Origin of the sequence: Streptomyces sp. T028, from assembly GCF_048159505.1 — a bacterium.
Classification (GTDB): domain Bacteria; phylum Actinomycetota; class Actinomycetes; order Streptomycetales; family Streptomycetaceae; genus Streptomyces.
The window spans coordinates 22329-48304 of record NZ_JBLRVZ010000019.1 but is presented as its reverse complement, the minus strand read 5'-3'; the positions used below and the strand labels follow the sequence as shown (position 1 = coordinate 48304).

22 protein-coding genes and 1 pseudogene are annotated in these 25976 nt (G+C 70.5%); 6 read left to right on the top strand and 17 right to left on the bottom strand.

Features of this window, described 5'->3' with window-relative positions; translation table 11 throughout:
- Nucleotides 1-33 precede the first annotated feature (33 nt).
- Nucleotides 34-745: pseudogene (locus ACLZN2_RS18655) on the top strand (transposase); the annotation flags it as partial.
- Between the two features lie 127 nt (nucleotides 746-872).
- Here ACLZN2_RS18655 and ACLZN2_RS18650 read toward each other — a convergent pair.
- A complete protein-coding gene (locus tag ACLZN2_RS18650; protein ID WP_416979607.1) occupies nucleotides 873-1301 on the bottom strand; it encodes a barstar family protein in 429 nt (142 codons plus the stop codon).
- An 84-nt stretch (nucleotides 1302-1385) separates the two neighbouring features.
- Nucleotides 1386-2060 (bottom strand): ribonuclease domain-containing protein, encoded by a 675-nt coding sequence (locus ACLZN2_RS18645; protein ID WP_416979606.1) that lies wholly within the window; start codon nucleotides 2058-2060, stop codon nucleotides 1386-1388.
- Between the two features lie 347 nt (nucleotides 2061-2407).
- Between ACLZN2_RS18645 and ACLZN2_RS18640 the strand changes: the two genes are divergently transcribed.
- Complete coding sequence (locus ACLZN2_RS18640; RefSeq protein WP_416979605.1) at nucleotides 2408-6172, top strand: hypothetical protein; 3765 nt, start codon at nucleotides 2408-2410, stop codon at nucleotides 6170-6172.
- 11 nt (nucleotides 6173-6183) lie between these two features.
- Here ACLZN2_RS18640 and ACLZN2_RS18635 read toward each other — a convergent pair whose 3' ends face one another.
- The 4 genes from ACLZN2_RS18635 to ACLZN2_RS18620 all read right to left on the bottom strand — a co-directional run bounded on the left by ACLZN2_RS18635 (nucleotide 6184) and on the right by ACLZN2_RS18620 (nucleotide 10420).
- The gene (locus ACLZN2_RS18635) at nucleotides 6184-6807 is read right to left on the bottom strand and encodes a hypothetical protein (RefSeq protein WP_416979604.1); all 624 of its coding nucleotides are present in this window, start codon (nucleotides 6805-6807) and stop codon (nucleotides 6184-6186) included.
- A gap of 120 nt (nucleotides 6808-6927) precedes the next feature.
- Entirely contained in the window at nucleotides 6928-7566 is a 639-nt protein-coding gene (locus ACLZN2_RS18630; protein WP_416979603.1) for a hypothetical protein, read from the bottom strand.
- Between the two features lie 590 nt (nucleotides 7567-8156).
- Nucleotides 8157-9758, bottom strand: a complete 1602-nt coding sequence (locus tag ACLZN2_RS18625; protein WP_416979602.1) for a PAS domain-containing protein — start codon at nucleotides 9756-9758, stop codon at nucleotides 8157-8159.
- Between the two features lie 59 nt (nucleotides 9759-9817).
- On the bottom strand, nucleotides 9818-10420 hold the full coding sequence (locus tag ACLZN2_RS18620; RefSeq protein WP_416979601.1) for a TetR/AcrR family transcriptional regulator: 603 nt from the start codon (nucleotides 10418-10420) through the stop codon (nucleotides 9818-9820).
- Nucleotides 10421-10537: 117 nt separating this feature from the next.
- Between ACLZN2_RS18620 and ACLZN2_RS18615 the strand changes: the two genes are divergently transcribed.
- Genes ACLZN2_RS18615 through ACLZN2_RS18605 form a run of 3 tightly spaced genes read left to right on the top strand, consistent with a single transcriptional unit; the run spans nucleotide 10538 to nucleotide 13399 of the window.
- Nucleotides 10538-11659: an aminomethyltransferase family protein gene (locus ACLZN2_RS18615; protein ID WP_416979600.1), complete on the top strand. Its 1122-nt coding sequence runs from the start codon at nucleotides 10538-10540 to the stop codon at nucleotides 11657-11659.
- A gap of 19 nt (nucleotides 11660-11678) precedes the next feature.
- Nucleotides 11679-12524: a formyltetrahydrofolate deformylase gene (purU, locus tag ACLZN2_RS18610; RefSeq protein WP_416979599.1), complete on the top strand. Its 846-nt coding sequence runs from the start codon at nucleotides 11679-11681 to the stop codon at nucleotides 12522-12524.
- 20 nt (nucleotides 12525-12544) lie between these two features.
- A complete protein-coding gene (locus tag ACLZN2_RS18605) occupies nucleotides 12545-13399 on the top strand; it encodes a bifunctional methylenetetrahydrofolate dehydrogenase/methenyltetrahydrofolate cyclohydrolase (protein ID WP_416979598.1) in 855 nt (284 codons plus the stop codon).
- Between the two features lie 56 nt (nucleotides 13400-13455).
- Here the strand turns inward: ACLZN2_RS18605 and ACLZN2_RS18600 are convergent, their stop codons facing one another.
- From ACLZN2_RS18600 to ACLZN2_RS18590, 3 genes are read right to left on the bottom strand one after another with little or no spacing between them, the layout of a single operon-like run.
- A complete protein-coding gene (locus ACLZN2_RS18600; protein WP_416979597.1) occupies nucleotides 13456-14364 on the bottom strand; it encodes a hypothetical protein in 909 nt (302 codons plus the stop codon).
- 7 nt (nucleotides 14365-14371) lie between these two features.
- On the bottom strand, nucleotides 14372-15073 hold the full coding sequence (locus ACLZN2_RS18595) for a gamma-glutamyl-gamma-aminobutyrate hydrolase family protein (RefSeq protein WP_416979596.1): 702 nt from the start codon (nucleotides 15071-15073) through the stop codon (nucleotides 14372-14374).
- Nucleotides 15070-16560 (bottom strand): aldehyde dehydrogenase, encoded by a 1491-nt coding sequence (locus ACLZN2_RS18590; RefSeq protein WP_416979595.1) that lies wholly within the window; start codon nucleotides 16558-16560, stop codon nucleotides 15070-15072. The genes ACLZN2_RS18595 and ACLZN2_RS18590 overlap by 4 nt, the downstream gene beginning before the upstream one ends.
- 111 nt (nucleotides 16561-16671) lie before the next feature.
- On the opposite strand from ACLZN2_RS18590, the gene ACLZN2_RS18585 reads away from it, so the two are divergent.
- The gene (locus ACLZN2_RS18585; protein ID WP_416979594.1) at nucleotides 16672-17382 is read left to right on the top strand and encodes a type 1 glutamine amidotransferase; all 711 of its coding nucleotides are present in this window, start codon (nucleotides 16672-16674) and stop codon (nucleotides 17380-17382) included.
- Nucleotides 17383-17387: 5 nt separating this feature from the next.
- Here the strand turns inward: ACLZN2_RS18585 and ACLZN2_RS18580 are convergent, their stop codons facing one another.
- The 8 genes from ACLZN2_RS18580 to ACLZN2_RS18545 all read right to left on the bottom strand — a co-directional run bounded on the left by ACLZN2_RS18580 (nucleotide 17388) and on the right by ACLZN2_RS18545 (nucleotide 25957).
- Nucleotides 17388-18494, bottom strand: coding sequence for a class II histone deacetylase (locus ACLZN2_RS18580; protein ID WP_416979593.1), 1107 nt, complete (start codon nucleotides 18492-18494; stop codon nucleotides 17388-17390).
- Nucleotides 18495-18665: 171 nt separating this feature from the next.
- Nucleotides 18666-20123 (bottom strand): APC family permease, encoded by a 1458-nt coding sequence (locus ACLZN2_RS18575; protein WP_416979592.1) that lies wholly within the window; start codon nucleotides 20121-20123, stop codon nucleotides 18666-18668.
- 194 nt (nucleotides 20124-20317) lie between these two features.
- On the bottom strand, nucleotides 20318-20530 hold the full coding sequence (locus ACLZN2_RS18570) for a ferredoxin (RefSeq protein WP_416979591.1): 213 nt from the start codon (nucleotides 20528-20530) through the stop codon (nucleotides 20318-20320).
- A gap of 61 nt (nucleotides 20531-20591) precedes the next feature.
- The gene (locus tag ACLZN2_RS18565) at nucleotides 20592-21773 is read right to left on the bottom strand and encodes a cytochrome P450 (RefSeq protein WP_416979590.1); all 1182 of its coding nucleotides are present in this window, start codon (nucleotides 21771-21773) and stop codon (nucleotides 20592-20594) included.
- 207 nt (nucleotides 21774-21980) lie between these two features.
- Nucleotides 21981-22625 (bottom strand): TetR/AcrR family transcriptional regulator, encoded by a 645-nt coding sequence (locus ACLZN2_RS18560; protein WP_416979589.1) that lies wholly within the window; start codon nucleotides 22623-22625, stop codon nucleotides 21981-21983.
- An 82-nt stretch (nucleotides 22626-22707) separates the two neighbouring features.
- Entirely contained in the window at nucleotides 22708-23553 is an 846-nt protein-coding gene (locus ACLZN2_RS18555) for a fumarylacetoacetate hydrolase family protein (RefSeq protein WP_416979588.1), read from the bottom strand.
- Nucleotides 23554-23574: 21 nt separating this feature from the next.
- On the bottom strand, nucleotides 23575-24501 hold the full coding sequence (locus ACLZN2_RS18550; RefSeq protein ID WP_416979587.1) for a 3,4-dihydroxyphenylacetate 2,3-dioxygenase: 927 nt from the start codon (nucleotides 24499-24501) through the stop codon (nucleotides 23575-23577).
- On the bottom strand, nucleotides 24494-25957 hold the full coding sequence (locus ACLZN2_RS18545) for an aldehyde dehydrogenase (protein WP_416979586.1): 1464 nt from the start codon (nucleotides 25955-25957) through the stop codon (nucleotides 24494-24496). Before ACLZN2_RS18545 ends, ACLZN2_RS18550 begins: the two co-directional genes overlap by 8 nt.
- Nucleotides 25958-25976: the final 19 nt, after the last annotated feature.

The window sequence follows — 25976 nt, the reverse complement described above, 5'->3', positions numbered from 1 at the left end:
CCTCATCACGCTGATGGGGCCGCTACTGGTCCCGCGCTGCGGCTGGAGCCGGCCGACGACGTCGCCGAGGTCACCGCCGCCCGGCGACCATGACATCCTGATCGTCTGCGACGCCGGCTACGACGCTCCGCGCAGGGCCTATCTGTTGGAAGGACTGCCGGTGGAGGTCCTCGGTCGGATACGCACGGACCGCGTGATGCGCAAGCCCGTCCCGGTCCCCTGGACCTCGCCGCCGCACGGCGGGCGCCCGCCGAAGCACGGCAAGGAGTTCCGCTTCGCCGGGCCCGACACCTGGGGCGAACCTGATGCCGCAACTGCGGCTGTCACCGACCGCTACGGCACCGCTCGCGCGATGGCCTGGGACTGCATCCATCCTCGTCTGACCACCCTTTCCGCGGGGATCGATCACACCGGCGAACTCCTCGGCAACGAGGGTACGTTGATCCGCCTGGAGGTCGACCTGCGCCGGCAGGCGTTCCTGCGCAGATCCGTCCCGGAACCCGTCCGTATGATCAAACAGACCCTCTGCTGGACCCGCCCGAAGCTCTGTACACCCGAGGCGGCGGACCGATGGACCTGGCTGATCATCGCGGCCCACACCCAACTCCGCCTCGCCCGGCCACAGCGGCCCGGCCCCGGCAGACCACTCGGCTCGGAGAACCGGCACCCCGTCATCCGCTACGACGTGGGCGAAACAGTCAGGCGGCCCGAGACCATCGCCGAACGTGACCAGGCCAGACCATAAAGAACAAGCTCGGTGGGATCTTTGCCATGGTTCGGTGACTGCTCTGCAGCAGGCCCCCCGGACGGGGAGCCCGGGAGGCCGTGCGTGGCTGCCGCACGGTCAGCGCAGCGCGCTGGAGTCCGGCGGGTTACCCCGCGTCCACCAGGCGCCGGTTGAGGGAGGCCAGGCGGTCGGGGGTGTCGTCGAGGAGGAGCAGCAGGCGCGGGGCGGCGCTGTCCGTGCCGGCGGTCTCGCTCAGGATCATCACGAGGATCGCCAGTACGGTCACCGGCTCCTCTGCCAGGAGTTCCCCGGCCTCTCGGACGATGACCACGGCCGGCGGGTGAGCCTCCTGGCCGACCTGCACGATGCCGACGCCGGGCAGGATGTCGTCGAGGCAGTCCTGGAAGGCGTCCCAGTTGTGGCCGAAGTGGTCCGGGAAGCCGAGCCCGGCGGCCCATTCGGTGAACAGGTCCTGGCTGGTGCGGCAGCGGGAGCCGCGCACCTCCCCGCGTGTCGTCGGGATGTCGGCCGCCATCTCGGTCAAGGGACGGATCCAGGCTGTGGTAGCGGTCAAGGTGCCCTCTCCTTCGGGTACGGGGGTGGGGTGGACGGATCGGATCCCTGTCCACCCCACCCGCGGTCTGATCAGTTCCGATGCCTAGAAGCGGCCGACGTAGTAGAACGAGCGGTAGTGGTCGTTCGTGTAGTAGACGTTGCCGGAATTGGGGTTGCGCACAAACCGCCGAGCGCCGCGGTCCGGAGTGCCCCAGGGGTGGTCCCAGTAGTCGACGTCGTACTCGACGTAAGGAGCTGTCCTGCGGCGGTCGGTCGAAAAGGCACGGGACGCCGGGACCCCGCGGGCCTGCTCGATGGTGCTGATGAGCCCGCTCCGGTCGTTGAAGGTGCCGCCGTAGTAGAGGAACTGGTTGCGGCGTGTGCGGTTGTCCCAGTATGCGTACCACTGGCGGCCGAAGCCGGCGTGGGGCCAGCCGTGGCCGGCCCAGGTGTCGAGGCGGTAGTAGTTGTGGAAGCGGAGCCCCGAGCGGTAGCCGACCACCGCGTTGAAGTCGATGTAGTGGTTGGCCCAGAAGCTGGCCGCTTGGAGTACGCCGTTCCATTCCGCTCGGCTCACGCCGCCCGGCGGGTTGTTACAGGTCTGGGTGCAGGTGCCCGGCGGCGTCGAGGCGAGCGCGGTGCCGGATTCGGCGACCGCCCCGCCTACGAGGGCGAGCAGCACGCTCGCGACGGTCAGGATTCGGCGGCGGCCCCGCAGCCGGGGCGTCTTACGGCGTTCCGCGTCCGGCGCGGATGCCTCGACAAGAGTGGAAGACAACGTAGTGCTCCTTGACTCGTTCCGGTGTTCCCCCGCGTCGTCCGCCTCGGAACCGACGAAAGATCAGCTCTGCCGGGCAGTTGGCGCTCTGTCCCCGGCGGGAGATTTCCGCTGCGGCGGGGGTCAACATCGAGGCTGACCGACGGGAAATTGGTGCACAGCCCCGGCCATCGGCTGAAACAACCCTGGGGACGGTGGTGTGGACGCCCGCATTGATGCACACCGAACGTCGCCACTGTCATCAACGCCACATCACCCAGAGGCACCTTTTGCCCCGGCATGGCCTCTGACCAGGAGAGTGCTCCGTAATGTCGTCGTTCCTCGCCGAAGCAGCAGGAGGTGGTCCCGTGGGACGTCCGGAAAGAGCTCTGGATCCGGAGGCCGGACCGGTCGAGCGGTTCGCCCACGAGCTGCGCGAACTACGCCGGGCCGCGGGCAGCCCGCCGTACCGGACCATGGCGGCGGCCTCCGGGATCTCGACGACGTCGCTGTCGCGGGCCGCGGCCGGGGAACGGCTGCCGTCGCTCGACACGGTCCGCGGCTATGTGCGGGCGTGCGGCGGCGACCCCGTGGAGTGGGAGCCGCGGTGGAAGGAGGCGGAGGCGGCCGCCGCTCGGGCCCTGCGGGCGCAGCCGGAGGATGTCTGCCCGCCCTACCGGGGCCTGGCCCGCTTCGAACCCGATGACCGGCACCTGTTCTTCGGCCGTGATCAGGCGGTGGAGCGGTTGGAGCGGCTGGTGTGCGACCACCGGCTCGCGGTGCTGTTCGGGGCATCCGGCAGCGGCAAGTCCTCGCTGCTGCGCGCCGGGCTGATTCACCGGCTGCGGGAGCGGATCGCCGGCGGGGCGAGCCCGGCGGTGCTGCGGATCCTGACCCCCGGGCCCCGGCCCTCCACCACCTGGGGCCACTTGTTCGCCCCGGCGGTGGACGGACCGGAGAGCTGGGTGGTGGTGGACCAGTTCGAGGAGCTGTTCACTCTGTGCCGGGACCGCGAGGAGCGGGCCCGTTTCATCGACCTCCTGCTGGCCGCGCGGGACAAGGGCTCCCGTCTGCGGGTCCTGATCTCCGTACGGGCGGACTTCTATCCGCGGTGTCTGGAGCACCGGGGCCTGGCGGATGCGCTGCTCGGCGCCGCGCTGGCTCTGGGACCCATGACGGCCGCCGAACTGCGCGAGGCGGTGATCAGGCCGGCCGCCGCGACCGGGTTCCTGGTCGAGCGCGAGCTGACCGCCCGGCTGGTCGACGAGGTGCTGGCCGAGCCCGGCGGGCTGCCGATGCTCTCCCACGCCCTGCTCGAGACCTGGCAGCGGCGCCGAAGCCGCACCCTGACCGTGGCGGCGTACGAGGCGGCCGGCGGGGTGCGCGGCGCGATCGCCGCGACCGCCGAGAAGGTCTACGGCCAACTGGACGCCGAGGCGCGGACCGCCGCCCGTCGGCTGCTGCTGCGCATGGTCGAACCGGGCCGGGACGCACCCGACACACGGCGCCCGCTCACCCGCGCCGAACTCGATGAATGGGTCGACCCGGCGGTGGCCACGGTGGTCGACCAACTGGCCCGCGCCAGGCTGCTGACCACCGACGAGGACGGCGTCCAGCTCGCCCACGAGGCCCTGCTGACCTGCTGGCCCCGCCTGGCCGGCTGGCTCGAGGAGGACCGCGAACGGCTGCGCCACCACCGGCGCCTGACCGAGGCCGCGCACGCCTGGACGGAGGCCGACCGCGACCTGGGCGCCCTGTACCGGGGCACCCGTCTCGACCGGGCGGAGGAGCTGTTCGCCCAGGACAGCGCACTCACCGCGGCCGAGCGCGAGTTTCTCACGGCGGCCCTTCAGGCCCGCGACGCGGAACGCCGTACGGCCACCAGAGCCGTCCGCCGCTCCCGGATCCTGCTGGGCTCGCTGTCGGCACTCCTCGTCGTGGCCCTGGTGTCCGGCCTGGTCGCCTGGACGCAGGCCCGCGCAGGCGACCGGCAGCGCACCGACACCGCCGCCCGCCGCGTGGCCGACGTCGCCGACTCGCTGCGTACGACCGACCCGCGCACCGCGATGCTGCTGGGCGCCGCGGCCTGGCGCATCTCGCCACTGCCCGAGTCCCGCCGCGCCCTGCTCGGCGCCCTCGCCCAGCCCGAGCTGGACGCCTTCGCCGGTCCCCCACCGGTCGACGGAGCGTCCGACTTCCTGGCCGATGCCGGCCATACCCTGCTCGCGGCCGACGGCCGGACCTGGCGGACCTGGGACGTGGCCACCCACCGCCGCACCGGATCGGGACGGCTGCCGGCCGGCGCCCAGGTGGAAGCCGCCGGTCCCGACGGCCGCGTCCTCGCGCTCTCCACCTACGCCGGCGTGCGGCTCTGGGACACGGCGCACGGCCGCTGGACCGGGGATCCCCGCGCCCTGCCCGCTGACACCACGACCGTCGCCTTCGGCGTCGGCGGCCGCAGCTACCTGGTCAGCGCAGTGGACGACGATCGCGTGCAGCTGCGTTCCGTCGCCGACGGCAGAGTGCTGTTCGAGACCCGGGCACCGGACGAGACCGAAGTCGCCCCCAGTCCCGACGACCGGCAGGTCGCCGTCTGCCCCGCCGGGAAGTCACCACAGGTCTGGGAAACGGCGGATCTTCGGCCCCTCCCCGGCGCCTGGCAGAAGGTCAGCGGCCTGTGCGACGACGAGAACTCCCGGATCGTGTTCGGCGCGGGAAACTCGGACGCCGGCCACCGCTTCGCCGCCGTCTTCGCGGCCGGTGTACGTGTCTGGGACACCCGTACCGGACGCGAGGTGGCGAAGCTCGACGCACCGGACGTGAAGACGGCCGTCCTCAGTGCCGACGGAGCCTTCCTGGCAGCAACCAACGGCAAGGAGATCACGGTGTGGCGGCTGTCGGCTCCCCAAGTCCCCGTCTTCCGCCACACCGTCGAGGACCAGCACCTCTACGGCACCCTCGCCTGGGACCCCGGTCACTCCACCCTCCGCTACCTGGAAGGCGGTGTCGTCCACTCGCTCGACACGACCACGGCCACGACACCCGCGTGGGACGCGCGGGCCATGGACCGTGTCCTGCTCGCGCCGGACGGCCGGACCCTCGCCACCGTCCGACGCGAGGGAACCCGCTTCCGCTTCGAACTGCGCGACACCCACGACGGACGGGTGACGCGAATCCTGCCGTCAGTACCGTTGCCCGTGTCGCGGGACCCCGCAAGTCCCGTTGTCGCGCGGTACGTCCAGCCCCTGATGACCTTCAGCCCGGACAGCGCGACGTTCGCGTACGGCCTGTCGGCCGTCCAGCAGGAGACCTCTACGCAGCGGACCACCGTCTGGGACCTGCGCCGCGACCGTGCCCTGAGCACACTGGACCTGGCGCCGACGGCCGGCGCCCCGGGGCCGTTCTCCCTCCGCCTGGGGCCCGCCGGCCGCGTCCTGTACGTCGCTCGTCAGACCAGCCACCTGAACCATGGAGTGGCGTCGACCGACGAGACATGGGACACCGGGCGCGGCACCAGAACCGGTGAGGTGGCGGGACTGAACAGCGACGACTTCGCCGTCCGCCCTGACGGCCGCCTTCTCGTCGGCGACAACCGGGCCTCCTTCCTCCCCTCCCGCCGCAGCAGGGCGCTGCGGCTGGTCCAGGGCGACGGCGTCAGAGCCCTGGCCTTCTCCGCCGACGGCTCCCTGCTGGCGGCGGGCGACCTCACCGGCCGTGTCGGCCTCTGGGACGGCGAACTGCGCCACCGCGCCGGGATCCTGCGCAACGTCTTCCCCGACTCACACACCGACATCCCCGAAGCCGTCAGCGCCCTCGCTCTCAGCCCCGACGGCCGCACCCTCGCCGTCGGCGGCGACGCGGGAACGCTCCAGCTGTGGGACATCACGACCCGGCAGCCCCTCGGCGGAGGCCTGCCGACCCCCGGCGAGGCGATCAGCTCCCTCGCCTTCGGCGCGGACAGCCGTACGCTGTTCACGAGCAGCGCTCACGTTCCGCTGCGCCGCTACGACATCGACCCCGCCCAGGCGATCCGGCGCGTGTGCGCCCGAGCGGGAACATCGCTGACCCAAGCCCAGTGGCAGACGTACGCGCCGGACACGGCGTACCGGAAAGTGTGCGGGCACCATCCGTGACCGATCAGGGCTCACTCACCGGCAGGCAGTTTCGAGGTGATGGATCGGGCCACTTGGAGCACCTTGTCTTCCGACACGGTGGCCGGGGTCGTCGAGGTGTTCGCGGCGGTCGCGAAGGTCAGAACCCAGGTGCGAGCTCCCGCGTTCCACACGACGAGGGTGATGTGCCGACGCGCCTTCACCTGGTGGGCGGTTTTCCGGAAGGCATGTAGGCCCAGGCCGCTCACCGGGTCGATCCGCACGTCGCGCATTCCGTCCGAGGCCGGGTTCGCCATCTGGTGGTGGGCGGCGGACAGTTCGGCGTCGTAGGCGCGGGAGGCAGGGCCGAGGGAGAGCATCGACTTTCCGTCCGCGGAGGCGTAACGGCAGATGTCCGAGGTGTCGCCCTTGCCGGGACTCACCCGGGCGGTAGGCCGGGCCTCGGCGACGAGCTGCTTGGCGGTGCCGACGGTCAGGACGCTGCACAGGCGCGACGGCGACGCCGTCTTCACCGAATCGGCGACGGCAGGGGCGGCGGCACCTGCAGGCGAGGGCGTGGGCACGGCGTCAGTGGTAGTGCCGCAGGCGGTCAGCAGCCCGAACGCGACCGCCGCGATCGATCCGGCGGCGGCACGGGAGAAACGACGCACCGTCATGGGATGAGGTCCTCCTGCTCGGGTGGATCGGGGGGTCTTGGGGCTGCAGGGGCATCCCGCCGGTCGGCGGGATGCCCCTGCGCCCTGGACACGACCGGACGCGGTCACGACCGGGTGGGGTCACTTCCAGAGGTGGTACGTCCCGTAGTCGCTGACGCGTACGTTGGTCGTCCACTTGCCCCAGCGTTCGTTGGACCAGGTGTACTGCCAGGCCTTGTGGTTGGGGTTGCTCGGGGACGGCGTGCAGCGCTTCCCGGTGGAGTGGTAGATGCCCTGGTAGACGCCCTGCGTCCAGCGGCGCTCCACCACCTGGATCGGCTCGGCGAACTGCCCCGGCGACACGCTGGTCGTGAAGGTGAACGCGGTGGTGGTGGAGCCGTTGCGCCCGTACGAGGGGGTGAGTGTGGCGAGCGAGTTCAGGAACTTGCTCAGGCCGCTCGGCACCTTGATGTCGAGGCCGGCCGACCACTGCCAGCCCGTGGTGTGCGATTTCTGCCACTGGTAGGTGCAGGGGGCGGGAGAGTTCCAGGGGCACTGGGTCTTGAAGCCGTGTCGCGAACCCCGCCACACCCAGTCCTGCCAGGTGTTGCGCGCCTGCTGCGTGGTCACCGACAGCGTCTTGTTGGGGGTCGACGAGTTGCCGACGATGTCGGCCTGGGAACCATCCGAATTCTGCAGGCAGACCGTGCTGGCCGCCGAGGCGGAGCCGGGGGCCGTCAGCACCACCAGCGGGGCAAGCCCGAACGCCAGCAGCCCCATCCACTTTCTTCCACTTGAACGCTTGTTCCGCAAGGCCACGGAACCCTCACCACGGCGCGTGCCGCTGTTGAACTCCACCCAGGTCTCCTCTGGTTTTCGGCACCATTCGGCCGAATCGAGTGAACTGATAGCGAACCGATTCGGAGAACGGGGAACGTCAGCAGAGCGAGGGCGGGCGCCAAGCCGAGCCGCACGCCTGAGGTTGTGCCTGAGCAGCCTCACGGACGTTCCCCTGATCGTGCACCGGTAGCGAGCAACCGGCGTCTGACCACGAGATTCGCCGCGGAGAAGTTGTTTCAACACCCGGCGCCCTAGGGTGAATCAACTGCGTGACGCGCATCGCCAGGGGCGTTCACTCGAATTGGCCATCCGCGCCTCGGGAAAGGAGAACTTGTCGTGACCGCGGCTGTTTCCGGGACGGCCGAAGACGGCCTCGTTGGCCGCGCTGTCGGCCACGTCCCAGCAGGTGGTGTCCACCGCCATCAGGCGCGGCCCGGGGTGGGCTCGGTGCCCATCGGCTTGGCGGTCGTCGTGAACAGCACCCGCAGCGGCTCCGGACAGCCGCTGCCGGGCCCGAAACAGTGACGACTTCACCGGGACGTGCCACTCTCCCAGCAGTCCCAGGCCCCCACACGCCCTCGACCAGATGCCGCATCACCTTCGTCGGGCGCGAGGTCGAGCGCCGCCAGGGCGGCCACCGTGGTGCGCAGGCGGCCCATGGTGGCGGCCGCGCCCAAGCCGTGTCCGACCACGTCTCCGACCACCAGCCCCACACGTGCGCCGGAGAGCGGGATGACGTCGTACCAGTCCCCTCCGACGCCCACGGTGCCCGCGGCGGGCCGATAGCGGTGGGCGATCTCGACACCGGCCGGACGGGGCAGGGCCCGGGGCAGGAGGTCACGCTGCAGCAGCAGTGCGGTCATGTGTTCCCGTGTGTACCGGCGGGCGTTGTCCACGCACACCGCCGTACGGGAGACCAGTTCCTCGGCGAGCTCGATCTCCTCGTCGTCGAAGAAGACGCGCGACTCGGACCGTACGAACGTGACCACGCCCAGAAGGGCGCCCCGGACCTCCAGTGGAACGACGAGTGCGCCGGTCGCCGGATCGGTCAGCGGTCCGGCGTCGGTCAGGCAGCGCAGGCGTGTGGCCTCCGAGGTGCCGGCTTCCGTGCCGCCCGCCGCCACGCCCAGTGCCTGCCGCTCCGCGACCCGGCACAGTCCGGGCGGTGTACCGGCGCCGGGGTCCCGTCGCGGGGGGTCCTCACCCCTCAATACCGGTTCCAGGAGGTCCACGGTGGCCGCGTCCGCGAACTCGGGGACCACGAGCTCCACAAGGTCGCCCGCTGTGCGCCGGATGTCGAGGGTCTTGCCGATGCTGCCGCTCACCCGGCCGAGCAGGGCCAGTCGCCGCCGTGCCACATAGCGGTCGGTGATGTCGAGGCCGGCCTCGCAGACCCCGATCGTCCGTCCGCTCTCGTCCTGCAACCGGAAGTACGAACAGGTCCAGACGTGCTCGCGATGGGGATCGAGACGAGTCGGGCTGTGGTAGCGGACGTCGACCATCGGCTCACCCGTCCGCAGAACGTGCTCGATGATCCTTTCGACGTCCGTGGACTGCCTGCCGTCCTCGCTCAGTACGAAGCCCTGGGGAAGGATGTCCCTCACAAACCTGCCGACGACCTCCGCCAGGGTCACGCCGAACTGCTTCTCGATGGCCGTGTTGATCCACCGGACGCGGGCATCGGTGTCGTAGACGACCAATTGGACGGGCGAGTCGCACCGCAGTCCCGCCGGCACGGCCCGGTCGACGGACTGGCGGCGCAGCAGTTCCGCGTCGCTCGCCACGACCAGCCATGCCGGCCCGGTGACGCCGTGTGACAGCGGGCTGAGGGTCAGGGCGGCGGACACGACGCGTCCGTCACGACGGCGCACCGATCGGGTCCCGATCTCCTGTGCTCGCGCGTCACCGGTCGGCGACAGCCCGACACCCGTCTCGGCGTCCGCGAGGATCTCGCCGACGGATCGGCCAAGTACCTCCAAAGGACGGTGACCGAACAACTCCTCGGCCTCCTGGCTCCATCCGACGAACCGCATGTCGTCGTCCAGCACCGCGGTCGCGCTGTGCGGCGTGGGCGGCGAGGCGGAGGCGGGCGAGCGCGGTCCCACGTCGGGGGAGCCTGTGAGACCTGCCATGACCGGTCCTGTCGCTGTCGTGTCCGGCTTTCCCGTCCACCAAATGGAGCGCCGAATGCCTACGGCGGCGTCTGCCGCCGGTATGCCGCGAGGAGGCCGCGCAGCGCCTCGACACCCTGCTCGGTGCGGCCCGGATCGCCGGAGGTGACCTGGTGGAAGACCAGTCCCTCCAGGGCCGCGAAGACGATCTCCACCGCCTCTTCGGACACGCCGAAGCAGGCCAGCGCGTCGCGGACGGCGTCACGGTAGGCGTCGTAGAGCGCCTCGACGTAGGGCTGCAGTTCGGGCCGGCGTCTCGCCTCCAGCTTCAGCTCGTACTGGAACGCCTGCAGATCCGGATCGGCGGCGATGAACGCGGCCAGCGTCGCGGCGAAGTCCTCCAGGCGGCCACTGGCGGGCACCAGCGACGACGTCTCGATGCTGCGCCGCACAGCCCAGCCCAGAGCCTCTTCGAGCAGCGCGTCACGTGATCCGAAGTGGTGGACGACCAGGCCGTGGGTCACTCCGGCCTCGGCGGCCACGGACCGGTACGTCAGCTTCCGCAGGCCCCCTCGGGCGACGACCTTGATGGCCGCGGCCATCAGCGCTTCCCGTCCCTGGCCGTATCCGGGCCGGGTGTCCTGGCCGCCGGCCCCCTCCTCGACCACCGTCTCGGCCGTCATCCACCCCCCTTTCCTCATCCCTGCGCACCCTAGCAAGAGAAACTATCCTATTGACAAGTTATCCGAGTGGATAGATTCTCGGAAGCGCCTCACTACTTCCGCCTCACTGGAGTTCCCATGGCCCTGCCCGAAGGACTGCGCAGCACCCCGTTCTCCCCGCGGTACGACGACCGCGTCGAGGAGTGGATGGACGTCTACGGCCATGCCGTGCCCCTGTTCATCACGGACCCGGTCGAGGAGTACGAGGCGTTCCGCACCGCGGCCGGCGCGCTGGACTACTCGATGCTCTACAAGTGGCACGTCGAGGGTGAGGACGCGCTCGCCACCGTCGACGCCGTCTTCTCGCGGAGCGTCCGCGGGCTCGGGGAGGGCCGTATCGCCTACGGGGTGGTCGTCGACACGGACGGCTTCATGATCGACGACGTGACCGTGGCCGTCCTCGCGCCCGGCCATGTGGTCGTCACCGGCGGCAACCCCGCCACCCAGGAATCGCTGACCGCGCACGCCCCCGAGGGCACCTCGGTCACCGAGCGTCGCGACGAGTTCGCCGTGCTGACCCTGCAGGGGCCGCGCAGCCGCGAGGTTCTTCAGCGGCTCACGCACGTCGACGTCTCCAACGCCGCCTTCCCCTACTACACGTTCGTCCGGGACGTCCTGGTCGCCGGTACCGGGGCGCAGGTCAGCCGGATCGGGTTCACCGCCGAACTCGGCTACGAGATCCAGGTGCCGCGCGAGCGTGCACTGGACCTCTGGGACGCGGTTCTGGACGCGGGCGCCGACCTCGGGGTGAAAGCCGCCGGCGCGATCGCCCTGCTGACCTGCCGCACCGAGGCCGGAATGATCATGGGAGAGCTGGAGTACGACCACACCGTCACCCCGTTCGAATGCCGGATGGGCTGGGCGGTCGACTTCGACAAGGGCCCCTTCCAGGGCCGCGACGCGCTGCTCGCCAAGAAGAGCACCGCGCCGGGGCGCGTGGTCAGCGTCGTCCTGGACACCACGCCCGAGGCCGCCGAGGGCGCCCGGCTGGAGCTGGACGGACGGGACGTCGGCTACGTGACGATGGCCGTGCCCTCCCCCGCCCTCGACGGCGCCACCCTGGGGCTCGCACGCGTGCACCGTGACGCGGTCAAGTCGGGGACCGCGCTGACCGCGGTGGCCGCCGACGGTTCCAAGGCCGACGCCTCGGTGAAGCCCACGCCCGTGTACGACCCCGAGCGCACCCGCGTACGGGCCTGAGCCGGGAGACACCGCAGCCATGCAGCGCTACATCCTCACCGTCAGCTGCCCGGACCAGCCGGGCATCGTGCACGCGCTCTCCGGTGGCATCACCGAGGCCAAGGGCAACATCCTGGAGAGCGCCCAGTTCTCCGATCCCGGCACCGGCACGTTCACCATCCGGGTGCTCCTGGAGACCCCACAGGTCGACGTCGAGATTCTGCGGGACGAGCTCTTTCTGCGGTTGGCCCGCTTCGACCCCGTCCTGTCCCTGCGGCCGGAGAGTCATCGGCGGCGCGCGCTCCTGATGGTGTCGAAGTTCGACCACTGTCTCGTCGACCTGCTCTACCGGTGGCACCTGGGCGAACTGCCCGTCGACATCCCGTTGATCGTCTCCAACCATCCCGACCTGGCAGCCGTCGCACAGCGGTACGGCATCCCGTTCGTCCACCTCCCCGTCACCCGCGACACCAAGCCCGAGGCGGAGGCCGAACTGCTGCGGCTGGTCGCCGAGCATCAGGTCGACTTCGTGGTCCTCGCCCGCTACATGCAGGTCCTCTCCGACGACCTGTGCCGCAGGCTGTCGGGGCGGGTCATCAACATCCACCACTCGTTCCTGCCGGGCTTCAAGGGCGCCAAGCCTTACCACCAGGCCCACGACCGGGGCGTGAAACTCATCGGCGCCACCGCCCACTTCGTCACCGCGGACCTGGACGAGGGCCCGATCATCGAGCAGGACGTCGTACGGGTCGGGCACCGGCACACCGCGCCGGAGCTGGTCGCGATCGGCAGGGACGTCGAGCGGGTCGTCCTGGCGCGGGCGGTGCGGCTGCACGCCGAGGACCGGGTCGTGCTGACCGGCTCGCGCACCGTCGTGTTCTCCTGACCCGAGAGGTTCGTACGACCATGACCACCGCGACGCTGCTCGACGGCAAGGCCGCGGCAGCCGAGATCAAGGCCGAACTCGCCGCACGGGTCCAGGAGCTGAAGGCCCAGGGCGTCACCCCGGGCCTGGGGACCATCCTGGTCGGCGACGACCCGGCCAGCCACTCCTACGTCCGCGGCAAGCACCGCGACTGCACCCAGGTCGGCATCGCGTCGATCCGGGTGGAACTGGCCGCCACCGCCTCCCAGGCCGACGTCGAGGCCGCCGTGCTCCGGCTCAACGCGGACCCGGCGTGCACCGGCTTCATCGTCCAACTGCCGCTGCCCGCCCACATCGACACCCACGCCGTACTGGAGCGCATCGACCCCGCCAAGGACGCCGACGGGCTCCATCCGACGAGCCTGGGACGCCTCGTGCTCGGCATCCCGGCGCCGCTCCCCTGCACGCCCCGCGGCATCATCGACCTGCTGCGCCGCAACCAAGTACCCATCACCGGACGGCAGTTCTGCGTCATCGGCTGCGGGATCACCGTGGGCCGCCCGCTCGGCCTGATGCTCACCCGCAGCACCGAGCACGCGACCGTGACCCTCTGCCACGAGGCCACCCCGGACACCGCGGCCCACGCCCGGGTCGCCGACGTGGTCGTGGCCGCGGCCGGCGTGGCCCACCTGGTCCGGCCCGACTGGATCAAGCCGGGCGCCACGGTCCTGTCCGTGGGCATCACACGGACCGTGGAGGGCATCCTCGGGGACGTCCACCCGGACGTCGGGCAGGTCGCCGGGTCCCTCGCCCCGCCGGTGGGCGGGGTGGGACCGATGACCCGGGCCATGCTGCTGACCAACATCGTCGAAGCCGCGGAGCGCCGTCGGCCATGACAAGGCGGCCGAGGGGCCGAGCCCGAACCGGCTCGGCCCCTTCGCCGTATCCACGCCTACAGGCGACTGGCATAGAAGGTGTAGCGCTCCAGAGGATCCCCCTCGTGGCCCCATGGCCAGGGCGTCACCCGGCCGTCGATCGCGGTGAGGACAGGGCGGGCGTCGGACATGCGGCCCGCGCGGGCCAGGCAGTAGGCGAGCAGCCCGAGGTCGGCGAGCGCGCCGGCCTGGCGCAGACGACCGGGGCTCAGCCATAAGGCGAGCGCCTGATCCACCAACCGTGCGACGTGCGGCTGCGCCCAGTAATGGCTCGCTCCCAGCGCCTGGACTCCCCCGCCGTCGAGTTCGCGGTGGTATTGCCGCACGGCGGCGGTCAACGGCAGGCACGCCGCCGGGGCGTCCGGCGGCATGGCGACGGAGAGGTCGTCGAGGAAATCCCGCAGCGCGCTCTGGCTGCCCTGCTCCTCGGGGGACAGATGGCCCAGGATCTGCAGATGCGCCTCGCGGTGCCAGGGATCACGGGCGCGGATCTCCGCCCAGACCGGTGCGAGTTCGGCGCTGGGCCGCCCCAGCGACCGCAGCGCCGACAGCGCACCCACCCAGGGCGTCGGGTCGCGGGGATGTGCCTGGGCGGCGACGCGGCATATCGCCACGGCGTCCCAGGGGTCCGCGGCCAGTTCGGCCCATCCGGCCAGGGTGAGCGCGTCCGGGTCGCCCGGCCGTCGCATCCGCCACCGGCGGGCCAACGCCGGAGCGGCCTGCGCGAGCACTTTGATCCGGTGGCCGCGGCGGTCCCAGTCGGGCCCGGTGTCTCGCAGGAACTGCTCGATCCGGACGATGGCGAGGTCCTGCGGGCCGGGTCCCCGGGAGGACCCCAAGCCCTTGAGCACCCGGCCCAGTTCGACGTCGTCGAGTTCCGGGGCCAGCCGGGGTCTTGCCCTCCGGTTGTTGTCGAAGAGTGCCATGTCGGTGTCAGCGTCCGTCGTGGGCGGCTCGTACGAGGGCGTCGAAGAGGCCCTGCTGAGCGGGGTCCTCGTGAGCGGTGTCCTCCGGGTGCCACTGGACAGCGGTGAACCACTCATGGACGCCGGGGAGTTCGAGTCCTTCCACGGTGCCGTCGGCCGCGCGCGCCGTGACCGCGAGTCCCACGCCGACATGGTGGACACGCTGGTGGTGGTAGCAGGATGCCTCGATCTTCTGTGCGCCGGTCGCTTGCTCCAGCAGTGTGCCGGGCTGGATCGCCACGGGGTGCACGACGTGCCGGTGCTCGCCGTCTGGGCCGCCCATGTCCTGCTCCAGGGTGCCGCCGAGGGCGACGTTGACGACTTGGAGACCGCGGCAGATCGCCAGCAGCGGCAGACCCGAGTCGATGGCCTGACGGACGACTTCGATGTCGAAGGCGTCCTGGGTCTCGTCGACGTCGTAGACACTGGCATGCACACCCTGTGCTCCGTATCGGTGCGGGGCGAGGTCCCCGCCGCCGGGCAGCAGGACGCCGTCGAAGCGGGCGAGACGCCCGGCCGTGTCCCCGGGGGCGGGGTGGATGCTCACCGGCTCTCCGCCGGCCCGCCACACCGCCTCGATCAGGGCGCGGGCGTTGACCTCGGCGGCGTAGCGCAGTGCGGAGGTGGTTGCGGAGAAGCGGGCGGGGATCGCTATCAGGGGGCGGGTCACAGCTGGATCCAGGTGGTCTTGAGCTCGGTGTACTTGTCGATGGCGTGGGCGGACTTGTCGCGGCCGTTGCCGGACTGCTTCATGCCGCCGAAGGGGACGGTCAGGTCGCCCTCCTCGTAGCAGTTGACCCAGACGGTTCCGGCCCTGAGCGCTCGGGCGACCTGGTGGGCGGTGGACAGGTCGGACGTCCACAGGCCCGCGGCGAGGCCGTACTCGGTGTCGTTGGCCAGCCGGACCGCCTCGTCGAGGTCGTCGAAGGCGAGGACGGACAGGACCGGGCCGAAGATCTCCTCGCGGGCCAGCCGCATGCCGGGGTGCACGTGGTCGAAGACGGTAGGGCGCAGGAAACTGCCGCCGGTCTCTGCCAGGGTGCGGCCGCCGCCGACGCGCAGGCGGGCGCCGTCGTCGAGTCCGGTCTCGATGTGGGCGAGGACCCGTTCCAGGTGGCTCTCGCCGACCATGGCGCCCATCTCGGTCGCCGGGTCGAGCGGATCGCCGACCCGCAGTTCGCGGGCGCGCGCCACGACCGCGTCGGTGACCTGGTCGGCGACCGAGGAGTGCACCAGCAGCCGGGAGGGGGCGGTGCACATCTCGCCCTGGTTGAAGAAGATGCCCCAGGCGGCGGTGGCGGCGGCCTTCTCCAGATCAGGGGCGTCGGGGAGGATGATGTTGGGGGACTTGCCGCCGAGTTCGAGCCAGACCCGCTTGAGGTTGGAGTCGGCCGCGTAGTGGAGGAAGTGACGGCCCACGGCGGTCGAGCCGGTGAAGGCCAGGACGTCGACGCCGGGGTGGAGACCGAGGGCGCGCCCGGCGACGGGGCCGTTGCCGTTGACCACGTTGAGCACACCCGGCGGCAGGCCGGCCTCGGTGGCGAGCCGGCCGAGCAGCAGGGCGGAGAGCGGGGAGTTCTCCGACGGCTTCAGTACGACGGTGCAGCCCGCCGCGAGTGCCGGAGCCACCTTCCAGCCGGCCAGCGTCAGGGGGAAGTTCCACGGCACCACCGCGCCCACGACACCCGCCGGCTCGCGGGTGACCAACGCCAGGGCGTCGGGGGCGGTGTGGGGCGACTCGTCGGTGAGTTTGTCGGCGAGCTGCCCGTACCAGCGGAACGTGTTGATGACGGCGCGCAGTTCGATCTCGTACGCGTCCGTGATCGGCTTGCCCATCTCCAGGCTGACGGTCAACGCCAGTTCCTCGCGGCGCTCTTCGAGCAGGTCGGCGACGCGCAGCAGGATCCTGCCGCGGTCGGCCGGTGCGAGGCGCGGCCAGGGGCCGGAGTCGAAGGCACGGCGGGCGGCGGCCACGGCGGCGTCCACCTCCTCCGTGCCCCCGTCGGCGACCTGGGTCAGCACCTGGCCGTCGCGGGGAGAGACGGCGGCGAAGGTCGCCCCTCCCCCGCCCTCGTCCACACCGTCGATGTGGTGGGCGCCGGCCAGGTCGACCGCCTTGGCGCGGCGCAGCCATTCCTCGTGGGTGATGTCCAGCATGCGGAACCTCCGGGGACTTTATTTGATTCCAAACGATATGGTGTGGGCACAGCCGTAACAAGGTTTTGCGGATCGATCCGGCGGGTCCGTGGACCCCGGAAGGAGCCCACCGTGCGCGCACTCGTCATCCAGCACGACCACGTGACCGACATCGGCCCGGTCGGGGCCCGGCTCGTCGAGCGCGGATACCGGCTGAGCGTCGTGACCGTCGTACCGGAACACCGCCACCACGCGCCGGACGTGGCCTTCGACTTCCCGGCGGTCGACGGCTGGGACCTGATCGTGTCGCTCGGCGCCCCGTGGTCGGTCTACGACGAGCCGGCCGTCGGCTCCTGGATCGGCGGTGAACTGGCCCTGTTGCGCAAGGCACACCGCCTCGGTGTCCCGGTGTTCGGTGTCTGCTTCGGCGCGCAGGCGCTGACCACCGCGCTCGGGGGCTCGGTCGAGGCGTCGCCGCACCCGGAGATCGGCTGGGTCGAGATAGACACCGACGACCCGGCACTCATCGGACCCGGCCCGTGGTTCCAGTGGCACTACGACCGCTGCCACCTGCCGCCCGGCGCCGCGGGCGTGGCCCGCACCTCCGTGTGTACCCAGGCGTTCCGGCTCGGACGCAGCCTCGGGGTGCAGTTCCATCCGGAGATGACGACCACGACCGTGCGCCGGTATCTGGAACTCGGCGGTACCGAGGAGTGCGTGCGACTCGGCGTGGACCCCGAAGCGTTGCTCGCCCGGACCCGGGAGCTGGGATCGATGGCCCGTGCGAACGCCCGCCACCTGGTCGACGCGTTCCTCGACCGGGTGGCGGGCGCGGCGGGCTGACCGTTTCATGCGGGCAGCACCAGCGCGGCGACCTCGTCGACCAGCGCCTTCTGGTGCGGCGCGAGATCGTGTCCCGTCATCCCGCCGACCACCGGGAACAGGGCGTCGTCCAGCACCTTGACGCCGGCCAGGGTCTCGATGACGGCGTGCCCGCAGAACGGCACGTAGAAGGGGCTGTAGCCGCCCTCCTGCACCATCGCCACCCTGCCGTCGCAGACCTCGGCGGCGACCTGGAGGACCTGCTCGGTCATGCCCCGGAAACCGCGGCTGGTCACCAGCTGGCGGGCGAGCGGGTCCATCGCGTTGGGGTCGAAACCCGAGGCGACAAGGATGAGTTCGGGGGCGAAGGCGCGAAGGGCGGGTACAACGACCTCTTCGAAGGCGTAGAGATAGCCGAAATCGCCGGTGCCCGGCGGCATCGGGATGTTGATCGCGCTGCCGGGCGCCGCGGGGCCGCCGCGTTCCGTGAGATGACCGGAGTCCGGCGGGAAGCAGCCGTCCTGGTGGATGGAGAGGGTCAGGACGTCGGGCTCGTCCCAGAAGACGGACTGGGTGCCGTTGCCGTGGTGGACGTCCCAGTCGACCACCGCCACCCGTTCCACCCCCAACGTGGCGCGGGCGTGGGCGACCGCGATCGCCGCGTTGTTGAGCATGCAGAACCCCATGCCGGTGTGCGCCGGGGCGTGGTGACCGCACGGGTGGACGAGCGCGTAGCCGTTGTCCACCCGCCCGGCGACGACGGCCTCGACCAGCTCGATCGCACCGCCGGCGGCGAGCGCGGCGATCTCGTAACCCCCCTTGCCGAACGGGGAGATGCCGTCGCCGGCGTCACCGCCCTTGGGCAGTGTGCTCTCGTGGCGCAGCCGGGCGACATGGTCGGGGGTGTGGACCCGCAGTACCTCTTCCTCGGTGGCGTGTCGTGCCTCGACACGTTCCAGATGGTCGATCAGGCCGGACACTGCGACGAGTTCGTGGAGCCGTCGCTTGGTGTCGGCGTGTGCCACATGGTGGCCGATCGGCTGGAGCCCCGCGGCAGGATCGGCGGGGAAGAGCCCGCCGCTGCCGGTGTCGCCCCAGCCGAAGAGTTCGTGCCAGACGTATCCGGTGGTCATGTCCGTCCTTGTTGTCCGGTGCGCCAACAACCAGCGCCCTCACAGGGAGTCGTCGGCGCGGTACACGGCCGACTTACCGTGGCGCAGGGAGCCGATGGGTAGCCGGCTTCAGGCGGGCGGGGCGGCAGGTGTGGCCCGCGCGGAGCGCCGGGCCACACCTGCCGGCGGACCTCAGCCGGTGACGGCCGACCGCCCGCTGCTCAGCCGTGCGACCACGACACCGAGGACCAGGACCGCGGGAACGGTCAGCTCCAGCCAGGTCGCCGTGGTCGAGTCGCCGCCGATGAGGGTCGTGAAGTTGGCGAGGATCAGCCAGATCGCACCGGCGATGCCGAGCGCGCCCAGGATGGGGGCGATCAAAGTGTTCCAGGGGCGGGTGTCCAGCCGCTCGCGCCGGAAGAACACCACCACCGACACGGACGTGAGCATGTACAGGAGCATGATCCCCAGCACGGACACCCCGCTGAACCACGAGAAGAGGGTCAACACCGGGTCCTTGCCCAGCATCGCGAAGGGCATGACGAGCAGCAGGGAGATCACGGTCTGCGCGGTGCCCGCCACCCACGGGGAGTGGCGCCGGTTGATCGCGGTCAGCCCGTGGGGCAGCAGGCCGTCGCGGCCGAGGGAGAAGAGGTAGCGGTTGGCGGAGTTGTGGAAGGCGAGGATGCCGGCGAAGAGGGAGGTCGCCAGGAGGATCGGCAGGACGTCGCCCACCCAGGCGCCGAACTGCGCGGTGATCGGTGCGAAGACCCATGCCGTGGCGTCGCCGCTTTCCAGCGCCTTGCCCGCCTCGGCGGTGGCGCGGGAGGCACCGTGGGCGGAGACCAGCATCCACGAGGTGAAGGCGAAGAAGCCGGTGATCACGGCGACGGAGAGGTACGTGGCCCGGGGCACCGTCTTGCGCGGTTCACGCGCCTCTTCGCCGTAGATGGCGGTGGCCTCGAAGCCGAACATCGACGCGACGGCGAACATCAGGGCCACGCCGGGAGCGCCCTGGAGCGCGGCGTGCGGCGAGAAGCTGTCGGTGAAGCCGAGCCCCTCGGGTCCGCCGCCCTTGAAGAGGGTGACCAGGGCGAAGACGATCAAAATGCTGAACTCGGCCAGAACGAACACAGCCAGCACCTTGGCACCCATCTCGATGCCGGATGCGCCGAGGGCCTGGACGATCGCCATGGTGACCAAGGTCCAGACCCACCACGGGGCGTTCAAGCCGGTGTACTGGTCCACCAGCCCGGTGACGATCGATCCGTACAGCCCGTACATGGCCGCCTGGACCGCGCAGTAGGCGAAGAGCGCGACACCGGCGCTGCCGGAGCCCACGGGACGGCCGAGCCCCTTGCCGATGTAGGTGTAGAAGGCGCCGGCGTCCACGACATGGCGTCCCATGGCGACGAAGCCCACGGAGAACAGCAGGATGACGACGCCGGCCCCGGCGTAGGCGGCGGGCGCACCCGCGCCGTTGCCGATGGCGACGGCGATGGGCACGGCCCCCGCGATGCCGGTCAGGGGGGCCTGCGCGGAGAGGACGAAGAAGAGGATGCCCAGTACACCGAGAGAGTTGGGCTTGAGTCGGCCAGCGGTGGGTTCGTCCTGCACGGTCTGATTTCTCTGGACCGTTTGACTGTCCACGCGGATCACCTGCCTGAGGAGGGGAGGAGAGGGAGGGTTGTTTTGAGCCAAACGAGTTGCCTCATACTGAGGGGGAACTATCCACATGGCAAGGGGTTGGGTGATGATTTTTCGCCGCCGCTCCCACTACTGACGAGGGCCGCCACGGAAACCCCCGGCGGCCCGGCGGCCATCGGCGATACGCCGATGGCCGGCTACTCGTGGACGGCGATGGCCTGCAGCGGGCAGACGTCCGCGGCTTCTTGCACCTCGTCGGCGTTCGCCGCGTCCACCTCTGCCGTGTACAGCTCGGTGGCCTGGTTCCGCAGGGACAGGCGTCCCTGCTCGTCGAGGGCGAAGAGGTCCGGGGCGGCGTAGACGCACTGGCCGTGGTCCTGGCACTTCCTGAGGTCGACTTCGACGCGCATGGTGGCTCCTGGGTGTGGCGCTGTGCTGTGTGCTGGACGGGGGGGACGGGCAGGCGTGCGGTCAGCGCAGCCGGATCGGCAGGTGGGCGATGCTGCGCAGGAACTCGGTGTGGGTGAAGGTGGGCTCACCGGCGAGCTCGATCGTGCTGAAGCGGTTCACCAGCGTGGTGAAGACGACGTCGGCCTGTGCGCGGGCGAGTACCTGTCCCGCGCAGCCGTGCTGCCCGGAGCCGAAGGCCAGGTGCTGGCTCGCGGCGGCCGGCCGGTCGTGGTCGAAGCGGTCGGGGTCGGGGAAGGCTTCCGGGTCGCGGTTGGCGGAGCCGATGAGCAGGATGAGGACCTCGCCGGCGGGCACGGTCGTGTCGCCGATGACCGTTTCCTGGGTGGTGAGGCGGGAGACCATCTGCTCGGGGGTCTCGATGCGCAGCACCTCGTTGATGAAGCCGGGCCGCGCCTCGGGCTGGTCACGGTAGATGCCGATGTACTCGGGGTGTTCGGCCATGTGCCGGATGCCCTGCACGATGAGGTGCTTGATGTCCAGGTGACCGACGGCGAAGAAGAGCAGGATCGAGAAGACGACCTCGTTCTCGGTCATGTTCCCCGCGTCCTGCTCGGCGAGGAAGTGGTCGATGAGTCCGTTGCCGGGGTGGGCGCGCTTGTGGTCGACGAGGGCACGGTTGTGCCGCTCGTACCACTCGAAGGCTTCGCCGGTGACCCGCCAGTCCTCCTCGTCCGAGCCGGGTCCGAGGCTCAGGCCGATGTCGTAGGTGGCCTTCTGGATCTCCAGCATCTTCGCGGGCTCGACACCGAAGATGTGACAGATGGTGTCGAAGGTCGAGCGCAGCGCGAGGTCGTCCACCGCGTCGAGCGTGCCGCCTCCCTCGACCGCCTTGTCGAGCACGGCGTCCACGGACGCCTGCATCGCCTTGGACCACTCCTCCACCGCCTTGGGCGTGAACCAGCGGTTGGTGATGCGGCGCAGCCGGGTGTGGTCGGGGGCGTCCTGGCCGAGCACCGTGTCGTGCAGCGGATCGGCCACGCCGAAGTCGAGTTTGCGGACGCTGAGGGTGGGGTTGCGGATCAGCTTCGCGATGTCCTCGTAGCGGGACACCACGTACACGCCGATCGGGTGCCGGTAGACGGGCGCCTCGGCGCGGAGCCGGGCGTAGTACGGGGCGGGGTTCGCCCGGTAGTCGGGGTCGCGGAACGGAAGCAGCTCGGCTGCGGGAGCCTCGATGGTCATGGGGATCTCCTGGGGATGCATGGCGGCCACGGACGGGTCCCTGCCATGAAGGGGAGACTTATCCATCTGGAAAGCTGCGTCAATGCTTCCGGCGGGCGTAACCAACTCTTTACTCGTACGAGATCAAACGAAATCACGGCGCCGAACGGCGAAAGGCTCCGGACAGGGAACGTCCGGAGCCTTGGAACATGCAGGTCAGAGGGATTTTCAGCCGTCCTCGGCGGTACGGTCGGCAGTGTCACCATCGGCGTCACCATCGGCGTCGAGGAACCTCAGCAGGGAGCGCAGCTCTTCGAGTGCGGCATCCGTGACCTCGGGCTCGCCCAGGACGAGCTGGTGCAGTACGAGGCCGTCGAGGGCGGCGAAGACCAGTCGGGTCAGTGCCTTGTCCGCGCCGGTGGGCAGCATCCGGGTCAGTTCGCGCCGGGTGGCGTCGAAGTACTCGTCGTAGAGCGCGCGGATCTGGGGCAGCAGCTCGGGACGGCGGCGCGCTTCGAGCAGCAGCTCGTACTGGAACGCCTGGATGTCGGGATCCGTGGTGACCATGTCCGACAGGCCGACCGAGAAGTCCGCGACCTTGCCGGTGCCCGGTTCGAGCGCGCTGGTGTTCAGCGAGGTGCGGATGGTGTGGGCGAGGGTCTCCTCGATCAGCGCGTCGCGCGAGCCGAAGTGGTGCACCACGAGGCCGTGCGTGACCCCGGCCTCCTCGGCGACCGCCCGGTAGGTGAGCTTGCGCAGGCCGCCCCGCGCGACCACCCGCACGGCGGCGTTCAGCAGGGCCTCGCGTCCCTCGCCGTAGTGCAGGCGCTTGCGTGACGGTCGGCTCTTGGGGGCGTCGGTGGACTCGCTCATGTGGGCGACCCTACCTGCGCAGGCGGCCGCACCGGACGCCCTGCTCGGCAGGTCCGGTGCGGCGCCGTCTCATGGGCTTCCGTCAGCGCCGGGGCGGGCGGATGCCGCGGAACTCCCAGTCGCCGCCGAGCGCGGTGGAGAGGACCTCCTCGGACTCGGTGGGCTGGGCGCCGACGTCGCCACGGATGGGGGTCGGACCGGTGACGATGTGGTTGGTCAGCCTGCCGAGGCCCTCGACCTCGACCTCCACGACGTCGCCGGGCCGCACGGGCCGGGAGTTGGCCGGGGTGCCCGACAGCAGCACGTCGCCCGGGTACAGGGTGATCGTGCGGGCGATGTCGGCGACGAGGTAGTGCATGTCCCACTGCATCTCGTCGGTCGAACCGTCCTGTACGACCTCGCCGTTGACGTACGTCTTCAGGCTCTTGCCGTGGAAGTCCCAGTCGGTGACCAGGCCCGGGCCGAGCGGGCAGAGGGTGTCGGAGCCCTTCACCCGGAGCATGGACCCGGCGTCGGTGTCGCGGAAGTCGTGCAGGCCGTAGTCGTTGGCGATCGTGTAGCCGGCGATGTACTCCCCCGCCTCGTCCGGGGAGATGTTCCGCGCGGTCCTGCCGATGACGATGGCGACCTCGCCCTCGTAGTTGAGCCACTTGCAGCCCTCGGGGCGGACGATCGCGCCCTGGTGGGAGTTGAGGGCGGACGTCGGCTTGTGGAAGTAGGTGGGCGTGTCGGGCAGTTGGATCCCGAACTCGTCCACCCGGCTGCGGTGGTTGAGATGGACGGCGATCACCTTGGACGGGATCACGGGAGGCAGGTGCTGCGCCTCCTCGGTCTTCACGCGGCGGCCGTCCCCGGCGACGAGTTCGTCACCGTCGACGGTGACCTGGACGGCGGCACCGTCGAGGAGGATGCGGCGGTACTCGGGCATGGCTGGGACTCCTGGATTCGACTAGGTACGGCTGTGAGGGGTGCGCGGAGCGGGCAGTCCGGTGCCGGTCCAGCCCTCGGCGGGACGGTCGAACCACAGGTGGACCTGGCCGGTGCCGACGGAGTTCTCGTACTCCCCGTACTGCCGGGCCTGCGCCACGCAGGCCTGCTCGCCGAGGGCGCCGGCCATCATCAGGTAGTGGAAGAACTTCGCCTCGGGCTTGAACTTCCAGAACTCGTCCATGGTGTCGAGGACCTTGTCGTGACGGCCCTCCTTGAACCACGCGATGCGCTCGCCATCGGCCGCACGGGCCTCGGGCGTGAAGATGTGGACCGGGTCGCTCGCCTCGTGGTCGCGCAGCTCGCGCAGCGGCCAGAAGGTGTGGGAGAGCGCGCCGGAGGCGATGAGCAGCACCCGGCGCCCGGGGGTGGCGGCGATGCCGTCGGCGAGCGCCCGGCCGAGCCTCAGATGGTCCTCCATGTCGCCGGTCTGGCAGACACCGATGGTCACCCACCGCTTGTCGGGCAGCCCCTCCCCCAGGAACTTCCAGAGGTTGATGGTGGCGTAGTAGATCGGCAGGTACTCGTCCTCGATCGCGGTGATCCAGGTCCCGTGCTTGTCCGCGAACTTCTCGATGTTGTACGCCAGTTCGGGATCCCCCGGGAAGTCGTACGGCATCCTGCACATGCCCCGCGGCAGCTCCTCGGAGGTGAACAGGCCCGCCCTGCGCTGCTGGGCGGTGACGACGAACTCGACCGTGGTGGCCCAGTGGGAGTCGAGGACGACGACGGTGTCGTAGTCGTCGCGTTCGAAGACGTCCCGGCGGAGTTCGTGAAGTCCGGTGACAAGGGTGATCTCCTTGCCCTCGTTCAGCTCCAGCCGGTCGGCCTCGGGCAGCACGATGGTGGGGACGTGGGCGAGCAGCCCCGCCCCGACGATCTCACCCATGGTCCTTCCACCCCTTCGGTGCGGTGACGGTGTTCTTCAGATCGCAGTAGAAGTCGAAGCTCCAGGTCCCGCCCTCGCGGCCGACGCCGGAGTGCCGGGAGCCGCCGAAGGGGGCCTGCAGATCGCGGACGAAGAAGCAGTTGACCCACACCGTGCCCGCGACGAGCTGTGCGGTGACGCGTTCAGCGCGCTCGGGGTCCCCGGTGGCCACGGTGGCGGCCAGACCGAAGCGGGTGCCGTTCGCCAGCCGGATCGCCTCGTCCTCGTCACGGAAGGTCTGGAGGGTCAGGACGGGCCCGAAGACCTCCTCCTGCACGATCTCACTGTCCTGGGCGACGTCGGTGAGCAGCGTCGGCGCGTAGTACTGGCCGTTCTTGTGATGGCCGCCGATCACCGCCCGCGCCCCGGCCACCAGAGCCCGCTGCACGAAGCCGTCGATCTTCTCCAGCTGGCGAAGGTGGATGTTCGGGCCGATGTCGGTGGCCTCGTCGCGCGGGTCACCCTGCTTGAGCTGAGCCGCCCTGTCGGCGAAACGCCGCGTGAACTCATCGGCGATCGACTCCTCGACGAGGATGCGGGTGGCGGCCAGGCACACCTGCCCCGCATTGTCGTACTGCTCCACCGCGAGGTCCACGGCCAGGTCCAGGTCAGCGTCGGCGAACACCAACAGCGGTGACTTCCCGCCCAGTTCGAGGCTCAGAGGCGTCAGGTTGGCGGCGGCCGACGCGGCGATCCGCTTCGCCGTCGGCACGGACCCGGTGAAACTGATCCGCCGCACGTCGGGGTGCGAGGTGAGAGCGTCGCCGATCTCGGAACCGTACCCCTGGACGACGTTGAGCACTCCGGCGGGCAGCCCGGCCTCGGCGGCGATGTCGGCCAACAGGGAGGCAGTGAGCGGGGACCACTCGGCGGGCTTGAGGACGACGGTGTTGCCCGCCGCGAGCGCGGGGGCGACCTTCCAAGTGGCCAGCATGAGCGGGGCGTTCCACGGCGTGATCAGCACGGACGGCCCGGCGGGATCCCAGCTCACATGATTGCTGTGCCCCCGGGTCTCGAAGTCCTCGTGCTCCAGCTTGAGCAACCAGTCGGCGAAGAAACGGAAGTTGTGCGCCACCCGGGGCATGACCCCACGCCGGTGCGACCGCAACAGCGCGCCGTTGTCGGTGGTTTCGACGATGGACAGCTCTTCGATGCGCTTCTCGACCCCGTCGGCGATGGCGTGCAGGATGCGGGCGCGTTCGGCGCGGGAGGTTCCGGCCCAGGCGGGGAAGGCTGCCTTCGCCGCGGCCACGGCGGCCGCTGCCTCCATCGCGGTGCCCCGGGAGATCGCGCCCAGGACGCTTCCGTCGATCGGTGAGAGGTCGGTGAAGGTGTCGGTGGAGGCGACGCGTTCGCCGCCGATCCAGTGGCGGGTGTCGACGGCGACCCCGGCCACGGTGAGAGTGTGTTCGGTCATACCCGGTCTCCAGGTCGTC